A 19,233-nucleotide genomic window follows, 5' to 3' on the forward strand; every position below is an offset into this window, starting at 1 on the left:
TCTTACCGAGCCCATTTTGACAGGTCGTAAAGCTCGTCCTGGCTGTTGTCATACCACTGCTGTTGACGCAGGGGATCGTGAAAAAGTGAAGTGTCCTTATCAAAAGCTGTGTGTTCTTCTAAAATTTCAGCCTGAATTGCTGTAACTTCACTATCGATGGTTTCCTGTAATCTGCGTACAACTGTTGCCCCATGAGGAGCGCTGATCACCTTTTCTGGCATACTCGCGAGTTTTCTGTTGAGTCTGCGTGCTGCAATTTCCATTAATGCAAAATGAATCTGCTCATGCTGGAGTACATATGCTGTTTTGGACGGGGTAAGCTGAGGGTTCCACCAGCTTCTTTCGGGTACCATGACAGCTCTGAATCCAAGCTCCTGAAGATACGCCTTATATAATCCAAAGTTTATTTCAGGAGGACTGATGATATAGCGTATATCATGGACAGGCCGCAGGGAGAGAGAGGTGTGGGCGTTAATCATATGCTTATGATCACCTATGGATGGCGCGGGCTGAGTCGCCTGAAAATCTTCTGTTTTTAGTGGTCTATAGCTAAAATATGAAAGAGCTGGATCAAACGGCTGGCTGCTCATGTGGGGTTGGGCATAGTCTGGCAGTCGGGCGCAGCCGGTAAAACCAATGCTGAACAGAAAGAAGAGAATCAGAGGGAGAAAATACAAGAAATTTTCGTTGTTCATCGGTTTGGAATCTCCGTGAGAGAACATTATAACGCTGTAACGTTATAACGCGGACATTGAACATCTGTGATCTCATTATAGGCAACATATCAATAATTAACCATGTTCATACATCTTATTGAATGAGATATTGCTCAATAGCCTCAATTTTAAAAGGCTTGAATAGTCTGGGTAGGTTTGAAAATTACAGAGGGGATAACGCGAGGTAGTGTGGAGAGAAGAGAGGTAAAGGGAGCACAGGATCACTGGCTCCCTTTTTCTATAGCATTGCTATTGGAGTCAAACAATGAAGACGGTGATAATTATTTGCTCAGTTGAATACGGTTTACTGCGAGCTTCTTGATATCGCCTTCATCGACAACCTTGCCGATGATGTTAACCTCTTTACCTCTAATCATATCAAACTCGCCACCGATGAGGGGATATACTTCATTTTCGGTATAAAGGGCCATTCCATCATCGAGCCGTTTCACAATACCGTGGAACATTTGGGTCTCTTGTTTTGCTGGAGCTTCAATTTGAGCAGGATCGATATTGTTTTTATTGGTGGAATTGGACACACCGTAGGCGTATCCGGATATGAGCAGACATGCGACAATAGTTATTGGTTTGACTAAGTTTTTCATGACGTATTTTCCTTTTGTTAAATAGTGTTCAGGGTGAGTTTTGACTCCATCAAACCTCAAACAATATTAAGCAAAAGATATGCCATGGTCTAAAATGTCGATTTTACAGTGGTATAGGTCCTAGGCTTTTGGTGGCAGGACCAAAAAAGAACAATAGTTGCCCACCGGGGGGACGCTTGTTGCACAGTGTGTAATTTTGTCGAGCTATTCCTATGTCCTGTAGAACCATTTCTTTACCTCATCACTGCTAAAGCGTTTAATGACGGGTCTTCCGTGGGGACAATGTGAGAAAAGATCGGCTCTGGCCATTTCGTTTAAGAGGTTATCAATTTCCTGCTTTGAAAGTGATGTCCCGGCCTTAACGGCAGCTTTACAGGCCATGCCGGCTAGAATATTATCCAGTTTTCCCCCGCCATTTGTCCCGGTTTCACTGCCAAACTGTTCAAGAATATCAAGAAACAGTTCCCGGGGATTGCTAAGACCTGCAAGTGCAGGGACGGCTGAAATCACAAAGGTGTTTCCTCCAAACTCACTGATACGAAAGCCCATTCGTTCAATGGATTCTGTATGCTTTAAGGTCAGTTGTGACTGAAATAGGGATAGCTCGACAGTTTCAGGAAACATCAGGGTTTGGCTGACCACAGATTTGTCGAGGTACTGTTTATGCAGTTTTTCGTAGAGAAGTCGTTCGTGGGCTGCATGCTGGTCCACAACCAAAAGACCTTCACTGTCTTTGCAGAAGATATAGAGATCATCAAATTGGCCAATCACCAGAAGATTATGGTCAAGCTGTCGTTTCTCTACAGGAGGCACACTACTTGGTAGAGTTGGCTCAGAATCTTTGATCGGCTGCCTATGGATTGGTGGCGAATCCTGAAACAACGATTGCGGAGGTGGTTCAGATGTTCTGGTTGGTTCCCATATTTCTAGAGGAGGGTCTTCAGCTAGTCTTTCTTCAAGGTCAGGATCAGGCTCGCTATAGGACTGTGCACTATTATTTGTAACAGGGGCTGGATGGGGAACTGATACAACACTTTCAGTCGGATGACTGGTATACTCCTGCTTATCCACGTGAGTCTCATTTGGATGTATATTATCGGTACGTAGGCCTGGATCTATGGGGGCTGGAGTTCTGTCTGGAGCATTGTTGCCGCCAAATATTGAACTTTGCAGATCCTGTTGATGTTTTTCCATGGCAGAGGCGACTGCACGGCTTAGAAAGGTGTGCACATCCTGAGAATTTCTAAAACGTACCTCATGCTTTGCAGGATGAACATTAACATCCACCTCATCATGGGGGAGTTCCAGATGAATAAGCCCGGAAGCATTTTTACCCTTCATCAGAAACGAACGTAAGCCCTCACCAATGGCGTGGGTGACCATCCGGTCTTTAACTGCTCGACTGTTCACAAAGATCCGTAATCTGGAAGGTCCTATGGTCACCTTCTCTGGGGGGATAAGATGGCCGGTTACTCGAATTTTTCGATCCCCAGTTCCTCTGGATGAGTGTACAGGGATAAAAGGACCATCATAACGCATGAGGTTTCCAAGCCTCTGGGTGAGGCTTTGACTTCCATCAAAATAGAGGGTGTCTTTTCCGTTAATACGCAGAATGAACGTGATATCCGGGCAACCCAGGGCGTAATTTTTTACAACCTCTTCAATGTGGCCCACTTCTGTTCTGGTTGTACGCAGGAATTTACGTCTTGCTGGTGTTTTACCAAAAAGACTTCGTATCTCCATGGTCGTACCGAAACTGCAGCCGATTTCGTGAACCTTGGTGAGTTTGCCATATTCAAGTACCACCCTGGTACCAAGATCACTGTCCTTGACTCTGGATGTGAGGGTGAGTTTACTGACAGATCCGATGGAGGGCACAGCCTCACCACGAAAACCAAGGGTTGCGATTGCTCCAAGGTCTTCTTCAGTTTGTATCTTTGAGGTACCATGACGCTCAAGACTCATGAGAAGATCATCTTCTTCCATTCCTTCACCATTATCTATGATGCGGATAAGTCGGGTGCCGCCACCTTCGATCTCAATTTCAATACGGGTGGCACCGGCATCAAGACTGTTTTCAACCATTTCTTTAACAACAGATGCGGGGCGTTCAACAACCTCTCCGGCTGCAATCTGGTTGGCGAGTTGTTCTGGAAGTATTCGGATTTTAGACATAGTTAAGACTTTCCTGTTGCGCGTTCATAACGAGATGTTAGATTGCTCCTGCAATGTAACATCGGATCTATTTGTTAATGTAGTCAATTCCAATAATAACAATTAAGGACATTACCCCATTGATTGAATCTACAAATATTACCATGAGTTGTAATTGTGTCACCATCTAACCGGAAAACACCTGTAAAGCGGCCACCCCGTAAACCTGCTACCCGCGCCAGAATATATAGAGAAAAGAGTATTTATTTTTTTCTTATTACTATCTGCCTTCTGCAAACCATGTTTGTGGGTGGCCTGCTACTCGCCTATTCAAGCCTGAATATTCCAAATATCAGCACTGTTGAAAATTATAGACCAGCGGAGTCCACGGTAATCTACGATCGGCATGGTAAGATCGTAGATCGTATGTTTACTGAAAATAGAACGGTAATACCTCTTACTAAGATGTCACCGTATCTTGCAAAGGCCTTTGTGGCTGCTGAAGATGGACGCTTTTATGAACATCCGGGCCTTGATTTTATATCTCTTTTACGTGCTGTTATAAACAACTTTAAAAACGGGGCTAAAAGCCAGGGCGGATCGACTATAACCCAGCAGGTGACAAAATCGCTCCTGCTCACTCCTGAAAAAACCTATATTCGTAAGATTAAGGAGTCCATACTTGCCTGGCGAATTGATAAGTTACTGACCAAAGATGAAATCCTTTTTATCTATCTCAATCAGATATACCTCGGTGAAGGTGCCCATGGCGTAGAGGCAGCAGCGCAGGTGTATTTTGGTAAAAGTGCCGCTACACTCACCTTGGGCGAATGTGCACTTTTAGCAGGTCTACCACAGGCGCCCAGCAGATATTCGCTGTTTAACCATATGGACCGCGCTGTAGAGCGGCAGAAATATGTGTTGAACCGAATGGCGGCTGATGGCTACGTGAGTCCGGAAAAAGCAAAAAAAGCATATGAGGCAAAGACCCACCTCAACTCCAGGGTGCAGTATGCAACAGATGAAAATGCATATTATCTGCAGATTGTGAAGAAAAAAGCGCGTGACTACCTTGGTGGCCCGCTGCAGTCAGCAGGGGTGAGGATCTATACCTACCTCGACTCAAAAATGCAGAAAGAGGCTTTAAAGGCAGTTCGAAGAGGGGTGAAAGCAAGCAAAAGCAGGCAAATTATTGCAGGAAAAACTGTTGACTCTCCTCCCCAAGGCTCTCTTGTCTCTATTGAGACCAGGAATAGTCGGATACGCGCCCTTGTGGGTGGTACATCCTTTAAACAATCCCCCTTTGACCGGGCAACCCAGGCCAAACGCCCGGTGGGCTCCACCTTTAAGCCCTTTGTCTATGCTGTTGCCTTACAAAAGGGATGGACACCACAGTCGGCAATTGATGACGGACCCATATCCATTAGAGGAAAGGATGGTAGAACCTGGAGTCCGAAAAATTATTCGGGTAGATATCATGGTATGACGACCCTCAATAATGCTCTAACTCACTCCTATAATGCTGCCTCAGTGCGATTAATGCAGAAGGTTGGTTATAAGGGTGTTCATCAGTTGGCAAAAAATGTTGGTATTAAAGAAAGCTTGCCACCTGACCTGTCTCTTTCCCTTGGGGCCGCAGATATCTCTCTACTTGAAATGACCGGTGCCTACCTGCCTTTTGCAGGAAATGGAACCTTTCTTATGCCACGTTTTATTGAAAAGATGGTTTTACCTGATGGGACAGTTGTATACCCCGAAGAGCCTGGCAAGAGAAAGAGAGTGCTGAGTCAAAGTGTTACAGATGGTATGAAACGTATGCTCCATAGCGTGGTAACCAAGGGCACCGGAAAAAAGGTGGCCGATGTGCCAGGGGTACAGGGTGGTAAAACTGGTACCTCAGATAAAAGTCGCGATGCCTGGTTTGTCGGTTATGATAATACATACACAACCGGGGTTTGGGTTGGATATGACCGCAATAAGTCCATGGGCAAAAAAGAGAGCGGCGGGGCCACTGCAGCACCAATCTGGCGTGACTTTATGCTTGGCAGTTTAACTCATTGAGTTGGTGCCTGACCACTCATTTGTTTTAAAAGGTGGATACCATTATTTTCACCTTTTTTTTCAAATTTACATGTATAATTCGTTGTAGATATAACCACTGTACGTTCCCATAATGTAATTGTTTTTCCACCCGCAGTATTCTCTCTATCTGGAGCTGGTGTTTATGGATTATAGAAAAAAAATTATCTCCGTTGGATGCTGTCTCACGATTGTTTGCAGCACGGTATTTTTTAACAACCCAAGCTTTGCTGAGACTTTAGTAGACAGCTCTCAGGTCACCGAAAGAAAGACCAGCAGTGGTGAGCTGGATATTCTTTCAGAATTTGATCCTACCCCCGGGACCTATTACTACGATGTCTTCTTGAAAGGGACTAAACTTGGTCGGGCAAGCATCGCAGTGGATCGAACAGGAGATGAATATGTTGTAGCGGTTAAGGCCAGGACCAGAGGGATCTTAAAACACCTCTATAAGGTAAAGTACAAGGGTGAGGTGGCTGTCACAAGGAATCCTTTATTGCCTCAGACGGCAAAGATTATAGAGCAAACGGGAAGGAAAAAGAAAACCATCAATGCGGAGTTTGAGTCACATGACAGGATTGTAGTTACAGAGGAAGAAGTTAAAGGAAATAATCCTGCAAAGGTAAAGACAAAAGAATATGAGTCAGAAAGCTTTATTCTTGATCCTTTTTCCATCGTTTTCCTTATCCGTAGTCTTGATTGGCAGGTTGGGACCAGTGAGGTTTTTGATCTTTTTACCGGAACTAAACAGTATGAAATTCATCTCCTCTGCCCGGAGGAAACAGCTCTTACTATAGACGGTGTACTTCGTCCTTGTTGGGTTATTGTGCCTGAAACACGAACGTTAAAAGAACCCCGGGAGGTGAAGATGAGTGGTTTTAAAATCTATCTGTCAAAAGATGAGCGTAAAGAGATTCTGAAAATCACTGGTGATCCTAAGATTGGCAGGATAGTGGCAGATTTACGAAAATTTGAAAAACGGGAAGAATAATCATCTTGTCTTGTTGCATTAAAAAAAGCCCCTGGCAATTAATGGCCAGGGGCTTTTGCTGTATTGATTAAGTTACCGGTAGTTTCTTAACCGCTTACCGGGATTAACTTAACTGAAGATACCTTTAAGGGTAAAGAAAAAGAGCATCGCCATAATAGCACCGGCTGGCAGGGTGACCAGCCAGGAGATGATAATATTGAGAACGACCCGCAGATCAAGAGCACCAATACCTCTCGCAAGTCCTACACCAAGAACAGAACCAACCAGAATATGGGTAGTAGATACAGGAAGACCTGTTCTAGAGGCAAGTACTACTGTGGTTGCAGCAGCAAGCTCTGCACAAAAACCCCTTGAAGGAGTAAGCTCAGTGATTTTCTTACCAACAGTGAGCATAACGCGGTAGCCCAGGGTAATAAGGCCTAAAACGATACCGCCACCACCAAGAAGTAGAATCCATATAGGCAGAGGTGAGGACTGCATAACCTCACCACCAGAGCTGATAATACTGTAAATAGCAGCAAGGGGGCCGATGCCGTTGGCAACATCATTGGAACCATGGGCAAAGGCCATGGCGCAGGCGGTAAAGAGCATCATCGGGGTAAAAACTTTCTCTACACTTGCATAGCTAAAAGACCTGTTAGCCTTGGGGTCGTCTACAATCTTACGAATAAAGGTCCAGCCAATGCCAGCAGTTAAGAGGCCAAAACAGGTAGCAACCGCAAAACTCTGGCCGGTGGACAGCTCAAGGTTCAGGTGCTTAAGCCCCTTGAACATGGTGACCAGTGAGATGACAAAACCCACAAGAAAGATGTACATAGGTGCATAACGCTTGGCATTTTTGAGGGGATTATCTGTATCAAAAATAAGTTTTCTGGTGCTGATAACCAGCAAAAATGAAATGGTTCCACCAACAACAGGAGAGACAACCCAGCTCATTACTACGCTTGCAACCTTGCCCCACTTAACAGCTTCAGGTCCGATACCAACTATGGCAAAACCTATAAGGGCACCGATGATCGAGTGTGTGGTGGAAACAGGCCAGCCCTTTGCTGAGGCTATCATCAGCCAGACTGCAGCTGCAAGAAGTGCAGCCAGCATTCCATACACAAGAATTTCAGGACTGTTAACAATGGAGGTGGGGTCAATTATTCCTTTACGAATAGTCTTGGTAACATGACCACCCGCGAGCACAGCTCCCAAAAACTCAAAAATAATGGCAATACAGATTGCCTGTTTAACGCTTACAGCTCCGGCTCCAACGGATGTTCCCATGGCATTTGCGAGGTCATTTGCGCCGATTCCCCAGGTCATGTACAGCCCGAAAATAATGGCCAGGATGAGTAGGACCGTTCCGTATGATGCTATAATTTCCATTACATACCTATGTTATTTAGAGAGAAAAAGAAGGAGACGGTCACCAAGGTTTTCTGACTGATCAGAAATAAGACCCAGCAATTCTATAATCTTATACCAGAACATGACAGAAACAGGGTCGAGTTCTCCTTCAATGGAAAACAATTGTTTCTGACATCTATGAAGAATATCATCGATGTTATGTTCGCTTCTGCGCACGCCTTCGATCATCTCGGTAACAATGGCGCTTTCCCGGCCACCAAAACCGAGTTCAAGGAGCTCGTCGAGTTGTTCTATCATTTCTTTGGCAGCAGCTGCAATCTCCATGGTGCCTTCAAGGAGTTCATCAAGCAATTCTTTAATTGCTTCCGGAACCACCATGGATCTGTAGAGAAAAATCTTACAAATATCCTCTGCAGTGTCGGCTATCTTATCCTGGTCGGCAATGAGGCTTAGCAGATCCTTTCGGTCAACCGGCATAAAAAGAGACTTTGGCATATTGAGGCGAAAGGTCGATTTAAGCTTATCCGCCTGGGTTTCAAGACTTGAAATCTGGGATGCAAAATCTGCAGTTTGGGCTGTATCATTTCTGTACACAGCATCAAAAAGAGGTGGTATCAGGCAAACACAGGAAAAAGCAACTGACATGTGTTCCTGTATGGGCCGAAACGGTGAGCCTCGCAGGAGGCCCGAAAGAGAACGGTTAGACATTATTGGCATAGTACGAAATCCCCTGTATATGGATATATTTAATAGCTGTTAAATTATTGTACTGTGTCTTAAATCTTCAAGCCAGTATTCGTGAAAAATTATATAGATTTTGTGAGCCTGATTACTAAGTATTGTCGGAAAGTCAATGGTTTTTTTGTGTTGAGACACCTCGCCTGACGGTCCGTTGGTAGCACTGGTATAACGATTTACGGCCGGGTGTATTTGCTCAATACAACAAAAGAACGTCTTCTCATCATTGATAACCTGTTTTTACTTAAGATCATTGATGAATTCAGTCAGTGGTTCTGCCGGAAAACTGATTGGCATAAAGTTATCACCAGTGCGAATAAAAATACTTGGCCCATCATCGTGGGCACTATAGATAACGTGGTGGTTCTTTATGGTGCCGGCATTAAGCCAGTAGCTGCCGAAGGGATCCATAGGGGTATGACCAACAAAGAACGGAGTCTTGGCAGATACATTAAGGCTTTTACGAAATTTTTTCACATCACCCTTTGAATAGCCACCAAGATGATTAGGACGCTGTAGTCGGTTCTTGGTCAACTCTTTTGCAAGTTTACTCTCGGGCTTGATATTGATAATATCATTTCGCTTTACCTCAAAGCGTGGCGGCCCTGCATGACAACAGATAAAATCATTTGAGCTTACGACATAGGCAAGACTGTCGTAAAAGAGCTGCATCTGCTGAACATATTCATCCCCGCGGGTCTCAGCTAATGTCTCCTGGAAAAGTTCGCCTTGTAAATGGCCATTTTTATTGATTTCAGGACTAAAACTGTCGTGATTTCCTCTAATGTAAAAAACATTGTCGGGAAAGGTGAGTTTAAGTCTGAAGATGATATCCATCATCAACATAGATGACTCAAACTGGTCCATCTCACTGGCATTTTCGGAGTGAACAGCATCTCCTAAAATGATCAGAGTGGCAGTTTTGAGGCGTAAACAATCAAGCAGACAGTTCTCGCTTAAAATCTTAAGCAGGTTATTCACCTCAGCATGGAGGTCTCCAACAATTACAGGTGACGTTTTAGAGGATAACTCCACAAGTCCTCCAACAAATCCCTCTTTGTTTTCGGGACGAAAGGATTCATTTGTAAGAAGCTCGTTTACTGCCCGAATTGAATCAAGGGCAAGTTTTGGCGGCAGTGGAGCAATTTCCTGGCCGTAACTGCGGCGTATTTTGAGTAATGCTTTGTGGCGACCACGCTCTAAGCGTTCACGAAGATCTAGATCATTGAGCAGTACAACCTTAGTTTTAAATTCCAGTGAAAGCGGGGTGAGTATCAGATCGCCCCTGCGGTTGGTAATGCTGATATGTCGTTGTCCAACACTGTCATCAAAGTCGAAGAGTTGTGCAAACTCGGGATTGGAATGACCAAGAACTATTGTCTCCCCAACCTTAATCCGCATAAAGCCACGGAGTTTTTTAGTGGAACAGGAGAGGTCAGTGTTAATAATCCAGTTTTTATGGGCCACCTTCTTTTTAACACCAAGTACAATCTCAGGATGAAAACGGAGGAACTTATTTCCAAGTCGAAGGCCAAAACTGCGTCCATCGTGGGCGATTCGGCCCGGTTGTTTAATGGTTTCAGGATTGTTTGTAACTGTTATCCATTGAATGGGGTAGCGTCTTCTAAAAAGATATTTCCAGCCGTTAAGGGTGTTGAGAGCAGGCTTTTTTATGGGTTTATCAAGCGTCCAGCGGGGGACACTTGTTACTCCGGGCTCTGCAAAAAATAGAGGTGTTTTATCAAGTCCCTTTCGAAGATAGACGTTGAGCCCAGCTCTATGCAGGTAGAGGGCGACTTCTCTATAGACTTCAACCTGTCTGCGAACCATATCCAGATTAAGTTTTTCATCCACCGGGAAGTAACCCTGATTTTGCCTTGCGAGCCGCTGCTCATAAATGGTTGAAGGTCCGGGTATGAGAAACTCAAATATATACCGGTTCCGCCAGTTGGTCTGGAAAGAATGTTGTTTCAATGGTGGTAGAACAATACGATCAAGTTCAAGTGCTAGAGGAGGATCGCTTTTGAGCCACTCCTTGTCAAAGACCGTCAGGGATTCTTGCACACCTTTGAACGGCAGACCCAGGTGAACCTCTCTTGGCCTGTAGATAAGGGATTTTTCCTTCCACCAACCATTTTGAGCAAGATCAATGTAACCCTCATTGGGCCATCCTTTTATCTGTTCAATGTAATATGATTTGCCAGCTCCCGGGGGGCCAGTCACCACAAGTTGGAGAAATTCAAGACCAATGGGTAGCTCAACCCCTCGTATTACCTGGAGATCTTTGATTGGTTCGAGGATTTTTTTGAGAGGATCAGCCATTAGTCAGCACAGGTTAAGTTAAATAGGATTGATAGTAGAGCCACTTGCAAAAGTGTCTTAGCGCCCAATATCTTCGTTTTGTTCAAAATTTTATCTTCTGAATATTAACTATATGCCTGTGATAAAAATTTTTACAGGCCTTGATCTTGGACGAAAATCCTGTTTTTTCAAAAGGCTTAGTATTATGAGAATAAAGAAATAACGGAGAAATGTAAAAATAATTCTTTCTTCAGGAATGGTAGGAGAAAGAAAACATATCCCGTTTACGGGTAGTGTAACAGGGATATGTTGTGAACAGTTTTACCAGGATAATGTCTTCACATTTGGATCAAACAGAATCTCAGAGACGAGATCGGGGTTGCCCATGGTTACCCCATCAATAAAGTCATCGTGTACAAGACCAGCCGCCTTTGAGCAGGCAGAACAGGCAATAACAGTTCCTCCATCTTTTATAAATGCTGCAAGCATGTCCTGGATAGATTGATTCTTATCCTTCATTAAGCCGTGAACGTGTGAGGCGCGTTTTTTGTCACCCAGGTAAATGCCCCTCACATTAAGCCAGATGGCAACAGGTTTATGTCCCCGTTTCAATGCCTTTTGGTGGGCAAACATAATGGCCTTGGTGGCAGCCCAGGTGTCATCTGTCGTGAGGTTGACAAAGAGTCCTCCCTTTGCCTCCTCAGCCTGTACTGTTTGGGAAAAACCTGTGATACAGAAAATCGCAAAAATCATAACTGCCAAAGTACATTTTTTCATAATAGTTGTCCCTATGTTGAATTTAATGTGCTGCGGGTTTTTGTTTGAATTTTAACGCTTCTTTCAGGTCTCCTCTATGGGCTTTGATGTTTCGATTGTTGTTCTAACACTTCTTTCAGTGAAATTATTTCCTCTTGTAACTGGTCAAATTTGAGGTGCAGGCTTTCAACTTCCTGATGGGTGTATTGTTTTAACTCAGATTTATCTGTCTCTCTAGGCTCATGTTGAGCTGACTGCATGGCATCGACGATGATTCCAATAAAGAGATTGAGCACGGCAAAGCTTGTGACGATTATAAAAGGAAGAAAGAATATCCAGGAAAGCGGGTAGATTTCCATTGTTGGTCGAACGATTCCCATTGACCAGCTTTCAAGGGTCATGATTTGAAACAGGGTATATAGTGAGGCAAAGACTGAGCCAAACCACTCTTGCATCTGAGGGTCAGGATGATGACCAAAGAGTTTTGTAGCGAGCACTGCACACACATAAAAAATCAGGGTGAGTATTCCCACCACCGATAACATTCCAGGAATTGAGTTGAGTAGGGCGGTGAGCACCTTCCTCATTTGCGGCACAACGGAGAACAAACGAAAAACCCGTAAAATCCTGAGCGCTCTAAAAATTGCAAACGCACCACCTGTGGGAATCCATGCAATGGCAACGATTACAAAATCAAAGTTATTCCACCCGGATTTAAAGAAATCTTGGCGATATGCGTAGAATTTTATCAGTAATTCCAGGGTAAAAGTCAGCAGGATTGTTTTATCAATTGCAAACAGCAGTGTCCCATACTCAGCTATCATTTCAGGATCAGCCTCAAGACCGAGGGTAATGGAATTGATAATGATGAGAAAGGTAATAAACCGAATAACTGTTTGGCTTTCGATCAGGGTCGCAAGTTTACTACGTATTCCTGGTGGTGGTAGAGTATCTTTTGGGAGAACCATGGCTGAAGTTATATGAGATGAGGTTGGGAAAAAAATATTAAACATCACAACTCTATGTTGTCCAATGATAAACCATGTTTATCAAATAGAGCGAATTTCGCAAGGGCCATGTTTGTGAAATGTGTAATAATCAGTGTGGTTTGATCGGATGTTACTTGCCTAACCTGTTGTTAATAGGTGTATCGAACAGTCAGCTCTTTTTTTAATGCAAAAGTTACTATTTTTTCACGACCATTCTACTGATTATTTCCTTTAAGAACTTAGCTGCCACCATTGCAGTCATATCATTAAAATCACGATCAGGATTTAATTCTACAATATCAGCTCCAACCAGGTTTCCTTTGAGGTTTTGGATTATATCGAGAACATCTCGAGTACTCATTCCTCCCGGTTCATGATGTGATACACCCGGTGCATAGGCTGGGTCTAAACAATCCATATCTAAAGAAAGATATACAGGTCCATCGAAAGCCAGGTCTGTAGCGACAGAGATGTTTTTCATATTGATTATTTCGACGCCAAATTTCTGAGCTTGTTCCTGTTGGTGGCCTGTGATGGTCCTAATACCAACTTGAACGAGTCTTGCCGCCAAATTCTCTTCCATTATTCGCGCGAATGGACAAGCATGAGAATGAAGATTACCATCCAATTCATCATATAGATCGGGATGAGCATCGAGGTGCAGTATGTTCAGCTTGTCATATACTTTTGCAAATGCACGAATGACAGGGAAGGTGATGGAATGGTCTCCCCCAAGTGTAATGACTTGTGACTTGTGCACCAAAATCTTGTCAATCTCACTTTCAATTTTCGTAAATGCTTTTGCCTCATCTATTATCTTGATATCTGGTCTGAAATGCAATCCGGATAATGCTCCTACATCAATCAGGTCCTCTGTCCATAGGTTGGCTGAGTCGCAATAAAGAGCATCAATTATCTTCCCAGGAGCAAGGGCTGGACCACGCATATATGATGAATTACTGTCTAATGGTACCCCGACAACAACGATGTCGTCCTCGGTTAAGTCTTGGTTTTCAACAGATGTACTACTCATAAATTATACCTTCGGATAGGAATGAGTGTAGCGAAAAGGTGGAAAAGGGTTGAATAAGTCATCTATTTATCAATAAACTTGACTGTCATCCAGCCTGCCTGCCAACGTTCAATTTTTTCTTCTGGTGATAAAGTCTTGGGTGAAACAGAAATTGGGTTTTGTAGCTTGTTTGAACCAGCGAGACAATTCGCATTTATTGCGCCTTGAAGGCCGGTTTCAAACTCATGGGTTACAGCGATTAAATCATGGCAGGATTTGCACTGCCAAAATTTGGCCTGTTTTGATCCTTGAATGAGTGATTCAAGCCCTTCGGATTGTGTTATTTCTAAGACGCCATCTGGGTCTGAAATATAGGCAGCTTTACGCGTGGTGCAGAAATCACAATCACATGCCCTTGGCGTATATTCCTCGATAGGTTTTGGAAGAGTGAGTTTGATCTGGATTTTTCCACAACTACAGGTGTTTGAGTAATTCATGTGGTGTCTATATTATTTTATGATAACGTCATGTTTAAGGTGCTCTTTAGTTTTGAAAACTATGTGCTCTTGCCTTAACCTCAATTATTTGCTCTCTATACCCAATTCCCCAATATATTCGATCATCTATTGCAATATCGGTCAAAAAATCAGTTCCTGTAATTTGTGATTTTGCATCGTTGATTGCTGTATTAGTTGAAGGTGCTTTTCCAGATGGGAACATGTATAAAATCCATGTTTGCTTAGACTGGCCGGTGACATCACCTAAAACATTACTGTTATGTCCCTCTTGGCCATTATAGCTTGAGGTTACAAAGGTTCCGTGGTGGGAAGTTGCACAACTACTTAAAAGTACCACGCTTATAATAAATAATAAAAAATCTTTTACACTCATTGCTCATCGTCCCTGAAAAGTGAATTACAGTTTTTCCTGGTCAACAAATATTAAGCTATCTGTATCAAAACCAAGATTCTGAGCTTTATGGATAAATGCAGATTTTACCTCATCAAGGACCGTCGGTGTTCGAGATAGCAGCCACAAGTAGGAGTTGTTGTACCCGGATACAAAGGCATAGGATTGTTCTTTTTCATCCAGCTCAAAAATCACATATGAACTGTAGAAAGGGCCAAAGAATGAAACTTTTAAATGGCCAGTGTTATCACTGCCTACAAAGTATGCTTTTCCTTCTGCGGTTTTCCAGTTTTCATTAGCTGTAGAATATCCACGATTAATAACACTAACCCCGCCATCTTCTCTTAGAGAGTATGTGGCGCTGACATTGCTTAAACCACGTTCAAAAGAATGATCTAATCGAGCAATTTCATACCATTTTCCAAGATAGTCGTTTAAAACAAAATCTTCTATGGGGGTCACACCCTTTGGCATTCCCATGCAGCCAGACAAAAGAAATGAAGCTAAGCCAATAAGTAGTTTTTTCATTGTGGATTTTACTCCTGGTGGAAATGGTGATTGTAGCTCATGAATGAGTGTAAACATTCAAAAATAGTTATAAATCAGTACTCCCAACTCTGGTACGTTTCGGTATTAGCCCTCAAATCTTTATAGAGTCAGACCGTCCGATTTAAAAACCAGCTCTAGCCTGAATGGGTCATGACAAGCCCTAAGATGCCTCCCAATAAGAATAAGTTACAACGGCCCATACTGATAATATAAAGTCGGTTGAAGCAATGGTTTGGCTAACTTGAGGTTAGGGACTTCGGCTTTCATGCTATTAAAAACACCTTGTTTTACATAAGCAAAACAGGGCATATCGCTCCATTGCTTCAGCTGATGAGGAAAGGTGTCAGGTTCCGCGATATTTTATTCTTATTGGTCTAGACATGTTTTATATACGAGAACTTCATAATAATGAAGTTAAAACTGGCTTTGACCTCTTTCTATATCCCACTCTAAAAAGGAGCGGGATAAGAAAATACAAAACAAAGATTTTTCAAGTCGAAAAGATCAAGATAGTGTTCAGATTTCTTTCTTTATAGAACTGCGGTCAATCGAAGCTTTATGTTAAAGGTAGGCTTGAGTTGTAAGAGTCAAAATAACTGATACCTCTCTCTATTGCGAATTCTCCCCTTTTATGGTTCACTCGGTTTCGCCCTGTTTTGGTTTAAGATAACTGGTACGCAGTTGTTGTTCCGTTTACCCGGTATCATGCCTGAAGTATATTTATTAGAGTACTTTAGCAGTGAACAGTGCGCATAGTTGAACAGAACTATCTCAGACACCTGTCGTGGTGTTTCTAAGGAGATTCAAATTTAATATCAATTCATATAGGCAGTATTGTGGGAATTAATAAACAAGGTTTTGATTACAATTACAGTCTTGATCAAGATATTCTTATTCTGACAACAGAACGTGGTCAGCATAAATTTCAAATTGATAATGCTGATGTGCTGGGAAATATTCATGATATTGCTTCGTTGATTATCAAGGAGTTACAATGTGTTGAAACTAAAACTGATGTACATCGGGATAGCTTGAATCACTATGATAAGCTTTTATTGGCAACGTTAAATATCAGTGAGAAATATACCAAACTAGAAAAAAAATATGCTGAGGTCAGGGAGGTTTTGGAGGAGCTTCAGGTACTTAAGGCAAAATTGCAGAATGGCACTTCTACTCAAACAACAAGGTCATCCTCTGTACATAGTACCAGCCCAAAGAGGGAGGGGAAATCCTATCTGAAAAAAAAGGTGGCAATGCCTTCAGCAGTAAAAAATGCACTGTATCGAGAACCTGCGTGTCCACAAAATTTTTCCAGTGAGATCGGTCAGGAACGATCATCGTTTACGCAACCTTCTAAGGAATCTACAGCAAATCAGGACGCTGATCATCAGCAAACAAATTACTTGCAGCCTTCGGCATTGTCTCAAAAAGAGATGCGTATCGAGGACTCAAGCGTTAGTGATTGTGCTGGGGCTGAAAACCCCACTGAAATCTCCAGCCAGGCAGCTTCTGTAGAGTTGGAAACATCAATTTCTACTACTTCATCTGATACGAACTCTGTCCCATCAGACTTTTTGCGGTATGCAGAAGAAAAAGAAAACATAGACATTGTAGACACGTCCAAGGTGGATATATCAGGTTCGTGTGTGGTAGGGGGAATATCTGCTGAAAACCAAGGACAACCGGAAAAGTCTGATGTTATTGAAAATCGGTGTCAACAAAGCATAATCCAGGCTAAACCGGAGGGACGTACCCAGGTTGTGGAGGAGGAAACATGGGGAATAGATAGGGAGAATAACCATTCAGAAATCAATAAAATCCCTATGGGTAACTCCTCTGCGGCATTCGATATACCAACTGTATCGACAGATTCTGTGCAAGATAGATCATTGATAATATCGGTTACAGAAGACGCGAATGGTCAGGATGGTGGTGATATTCAGATGCTCGGGGTTTACTCCTCTGTTGATGAAGAAATAACGAGTGTTTCGGTTAAGACTACGGCAGAGCACCTTCTAGAAAATGTGGAAGATAGCCAATTTATTGCGAAGCAGGAATTAAATGGCAATTTGTTGGATGTAACTGCGCAGACTGCAGAAGTAGTTGAATCGGAGGGTGGTAGTGTAGCCAGTGTTATAAGATTAGGCTATGAACACGTTCCACAGGAGGATCAGCCTGGAGAGCGAAGAGAAGCTATTTCAAATCAGAGTTCACCTTCTCTTACAACATGGTCTTCGGATGAAGAATCAAGCATTGAGGATAGAAAGATCCATAGAGAAGATTCATTGTTTGGAACGGACAAGGAGACCTCTTCTTTGTCTATAACCTCTAGCCCCCTTGATCTGGCAGAATATAACACCGGAGATGATGCTGATAACGGTGCTTGTCTTGAGATGCAACAGGAGAAAATTGAACAATCAGGAGAGTATCAGCTGCCATTGCTTTCATTTTTGAAAAATACCTGTGATGACAATATGGTGGATCATGAACGTATTCGCAATGATGCGGAGCTCCTTGAGACTAAGCTTGGTTTTTTTGGTATTAAAGGTGAGGTTATGGGGATTCATCCCGGACCTGTGATCACCACCTATGAGTACAAGCCAGAACCAGGTATCAAAATCAGCAAAATTGTAAATCTTGCAGACGATCTGGCTTTGGCCCTTAGCGCATATAGTATTCGTATTGTGGCCCCCATTCCGGGAAAGGATGTAATGGGAATTGAGATACCCAATATTAAAAAAAGCCTGGTACCATTTATTGATATCGTTACATCAGTGAATTTTCGAGAGATTAATTCAAAAATCCCCATCTGTCTTGGTAAGGATATTGTCGGTAGCCCCGTTGTGGTTGGGTTGGAGTCCATGCCACATCTACTTATTGCAGGTGCCACCGGAACAGGGAAAAGCGTGGGCCTCAATGCGATGATTACGAGTATTCTCTATAAGGCTTCACCGGATGAGGTGCGCTTTATAATGATAGATCCCAAGCGAATCGAACTTTCTTTTTATAACGATATTCCGCATCTGTTGACCCCGGTTATTACAGATATGAATAAAGCCACTACAGCTCTTCAATGGTTGGTTAGGGAGATGGATAGGCGCTATAATCTACTTGCAGAGTTTCAGGTCAGGAATATTGATCAGTTTAATCAGAAGGTGGCTGCTTCATCAGACGATCAATTTGCTGAACATGGGGAAGACTTGGGAACACTTCCTTACATTGTCGTAATCATTGACGAATTAGCAGATTTGATGATGACAGCGTCCAGGGACATAGAGTTTGCACTCACCCGACTGGCTCAAATGGCGCGTGCAGCAGGTATTCATCTTATCCTGGCGACCCAAAGGCCTTCGGTTGATGTGTTAACTGGCATCATAAAAGCGAATTTTCCAACTCGAATTTCTTTTCAGGTCTCTTCTAAAACAGATTCCCGCACTATTATTGATTCCAATGGTGCGGAAACCCTACTCGGTAACGGGGATATGTTGTTTGTGCCTCCTGGAACTTCTCGTTTGACAAGGGTCCATGGAACCTATCTCTCCGAAGATGAGTTGGAGAGCATCACATCCTTTATCAAACAACAACGAAAACCAAATTATATGTTTGATGTTTTGAGTGAACAGGACTGTGATGATGTTCATCCTAACGATCAGCAGGATGAGTATGATGAAAAATATAATGAGGCACTTAATTTTGTAATGAATAGTCGCCAGGCCTCTATATCTGGAGTCCAGAGAGTGTTACGTGTTGGGTATAACAGGGCCGCCAGAATCATAGACCTCATGGAAAAAAATGGAGTTGTTGGTCCACCTGATGGAGCCAAACCCCGTAAGGTGCTTGTTAATGATATTAATATAATGTGATATTACTAATGTTGTCATCGCCCTGTACCGTAATGAGTGGAGAAAATTCATCACTAATCTCAGCGTTACAGTCAGCAATAGAGGGATTCACATAAGGTGTGGTTTGGTTAGACTTGTAAACAATCCACTTTTTCTCATTAGATTTGATTACGATATCAATTAAAAACAGGTTCTATTCATAAACGATACTCAGCGCGTCCAGCGAACGTAGTGAG

15 protein-coding genes are annotated in these 19,233 nt (G+C 42.9%); 3 read left to right on the top strand and 12 right to left on the bottom strand.

The features are described from left to right. Positions 1-2: 2 nt before the first annotated feature. The 3 genes from ACX6CI_RS04490 to mutL all read right to left on the bottom strand — a co-directional run bounded on the left by ACX6CI_RS04490 (position 3) and on the right by mutL (position 3,496). Positions 3-695 (bottom strand): DUF922 domain-containing protein, encoded by a 693-nt coding sequence (locus ACX6CI_RS04490; protein ID WP_458776976.1) that lies wholly within the window; start codon positions 693-695, stop codon positions 3-5. Positions 696-997: 302 nt separating this feature from the next. Next, complete coding sequence (locus ACX6CI_RS04495; protein WP_458776977.1) at positions 998-1,321, bottom strand: hypothetical protein; 324 nt, start codon at positions 1,319-1,321, stop codon at positions 998-1,000. 210 nt (positions 1,322-1,531) lie between these two features. Beyond that, positions 1,532-3,496, bottom strand: coding sequence for a DNA mismatch repair endonuclease MutL (gene mutL, locus ACX6CI_RS04500; protein WP_458776978.1), 1,965 nt, complete (start codon positions 3,494-3,496; stop codon positions 1,532-1,534). A gap of 156 nt (positions 3,497-3,652) precedes the next feature. Between mutL and ACX6CI_RS04505 the strand changes: the two genes are divergently transcribed. Next, entirely contained in the window at positions 3,653-5,536 is a 1,884-nt protein-coding gene (locus ACX6CI_RS04505) for a transglycosylase domain-containing protein (RefSeq protein ID WP_458776979.1), read from the top strand. Positions 5,537-5,699: 163 nt separating this feature from the next. Further along, on the top strand, positions 5,700-6,545 hold the full coding sequence (locus ACX6CI_RS04510) for a DUF3108 domain-containing protein (RefSeq protein ID WP_458776980.1): 846 nt from the start codon (positions 5,700-5,702) through the stop codon (positions 6,543-6,545). Positions 6,546-6,653: 108 nt separating this feature from the next. Here ACX6CI_RS04510 and ACX6CI_RS04515 read toward each other — a convergent pair whose 3' ends face one another. The 9 genes from ACX6CI_RS04515 to ACX6CI_RS04555 form a co-directional block, all read right to left on the bottom strand. Continuing rightward, the gene (locus tag ACX6CI_RS04515) at positions 6,654-7,919 is read right to left on the bottom strand and encodes an inorganic phosphate transporter (protein ID WP_458776981.1); all 1,266 of its coding nucleotides are present in this window, start codon (positions 7,917-7,919) and stop codon (positions 6,654-6,656) included. 12 nt (positions 7,920-7,931) lie between these two features. Next, complete coding sequence (locus ACX6CI_RS04520; protein ID WP_458776982.1) at positions 7,932-8,618, bottom strand: TIGR00153 family protein; 687 nt, start codon at positions 8,616-8,618, stop codon at positions 7,932-7,934. 261 nt (positions 8,619-8,879) lie between these two features. Beyond that, positions 8,880-10,961, bottom strand: a complete 2,082-nt coding sequence (locus tag ACX6CI_RS04525) for a metallophosphoesterase (protein WP_458776983.1) — start codon at positions 10,959-10,961, stop codon at positions 8,880-8,882. A 300-nt stretch (positions 10,962-11,261) separates the two neighbouring features. Then, positions 11,262-11,717 carry a hypothetical protein gene (locus ACX6CI_RS04530; protein ID WP_458776984.1) on the bottom strand — a complete coding sequence of 152 codons (456 nt, stop codon included), beginning with the start codon at positions 11,715-11,717 and terminating at the stop codon, positions 11,262-11,264. Positions 11,718-11,791: 74 nt separating this feature from the next. Next, the gene (locus tag ACX6CI_RS04535; protein ID WP_458776985.1) at positions 11,792-12,709 is read right to left on the bottom strand and encodes an ion transporter; all 918 of its coding nucleotides are present in this window, start codon (positions 12,707-12,709) and stop codon (positions 11,792-11,794) included. A gap of 172 nt (positions 12,710-12,881) precedes the next feature. Next, entirely contained in the window at positions 12,882-13,718 is an 837-nt protein-coding gene (speB, locus tag ACX6CI_RS04540; RefSeq protein ID WP_458776986.1) for an agmatinase, read from the bottom strand. A gap of 62 nt (positions 13,719-13,780) precedes the next feature. Next, positions 13,781-14,194 carry a GFA family protein gene (locus ACX6CI_RS04545; RefSeq protein WP_458776987.1) on the bottom strand — a complete coding sequence of 138 codons (414 nt, stop codon included), beginning with the start codon at positions 14,192-14,194 and terminating at the stop codon, positions 13,781-13,783. 46 nt (positions 14,195-14,240) lie between these two features. Beyond that, entirely contained in the window at positions 14,241-14,588 is a 348-nt protein-coding gene (locus tag ACX6CI_RS04550) for a hypothetical protein (protein ID WP_458776988.1), read from the bottom strand. 24 nt (positions 14,589-14,612) lie between these two features. Next, complete coding sequence (locus tag ACX6CI_RS04555) at positions 14,613-15,134, bottom strand: lipocalin family protein (RefSeq protein ID WP_458776989.1); 522 nt, start codon at positions 15,132-15,134, stop codon at positions 14,613-14,615. An 857-nt stretch (positions 15,135-15,991) separates the two neighbouring features. Between ACX6CI_RS04555 and ACX6CI_RS04560 the strand changes: the two genes are divergently transcribed. Next, positions 15,992-19,018, top strand: a complete 3,027-nt coding sequence (locus tag ACX6CI_RS04560; RefSeq protein WP_458776990.1) for a DNA translocase FtsK — start codon at positions 15,992-15,994, stop codon at positions 19,016-19,018. Positions 19,019-19,233 lie beyond the last annotated feature (215 nt).

This window comes from Desulforhopalus glucosivorans, assembly GCF_054397165.1.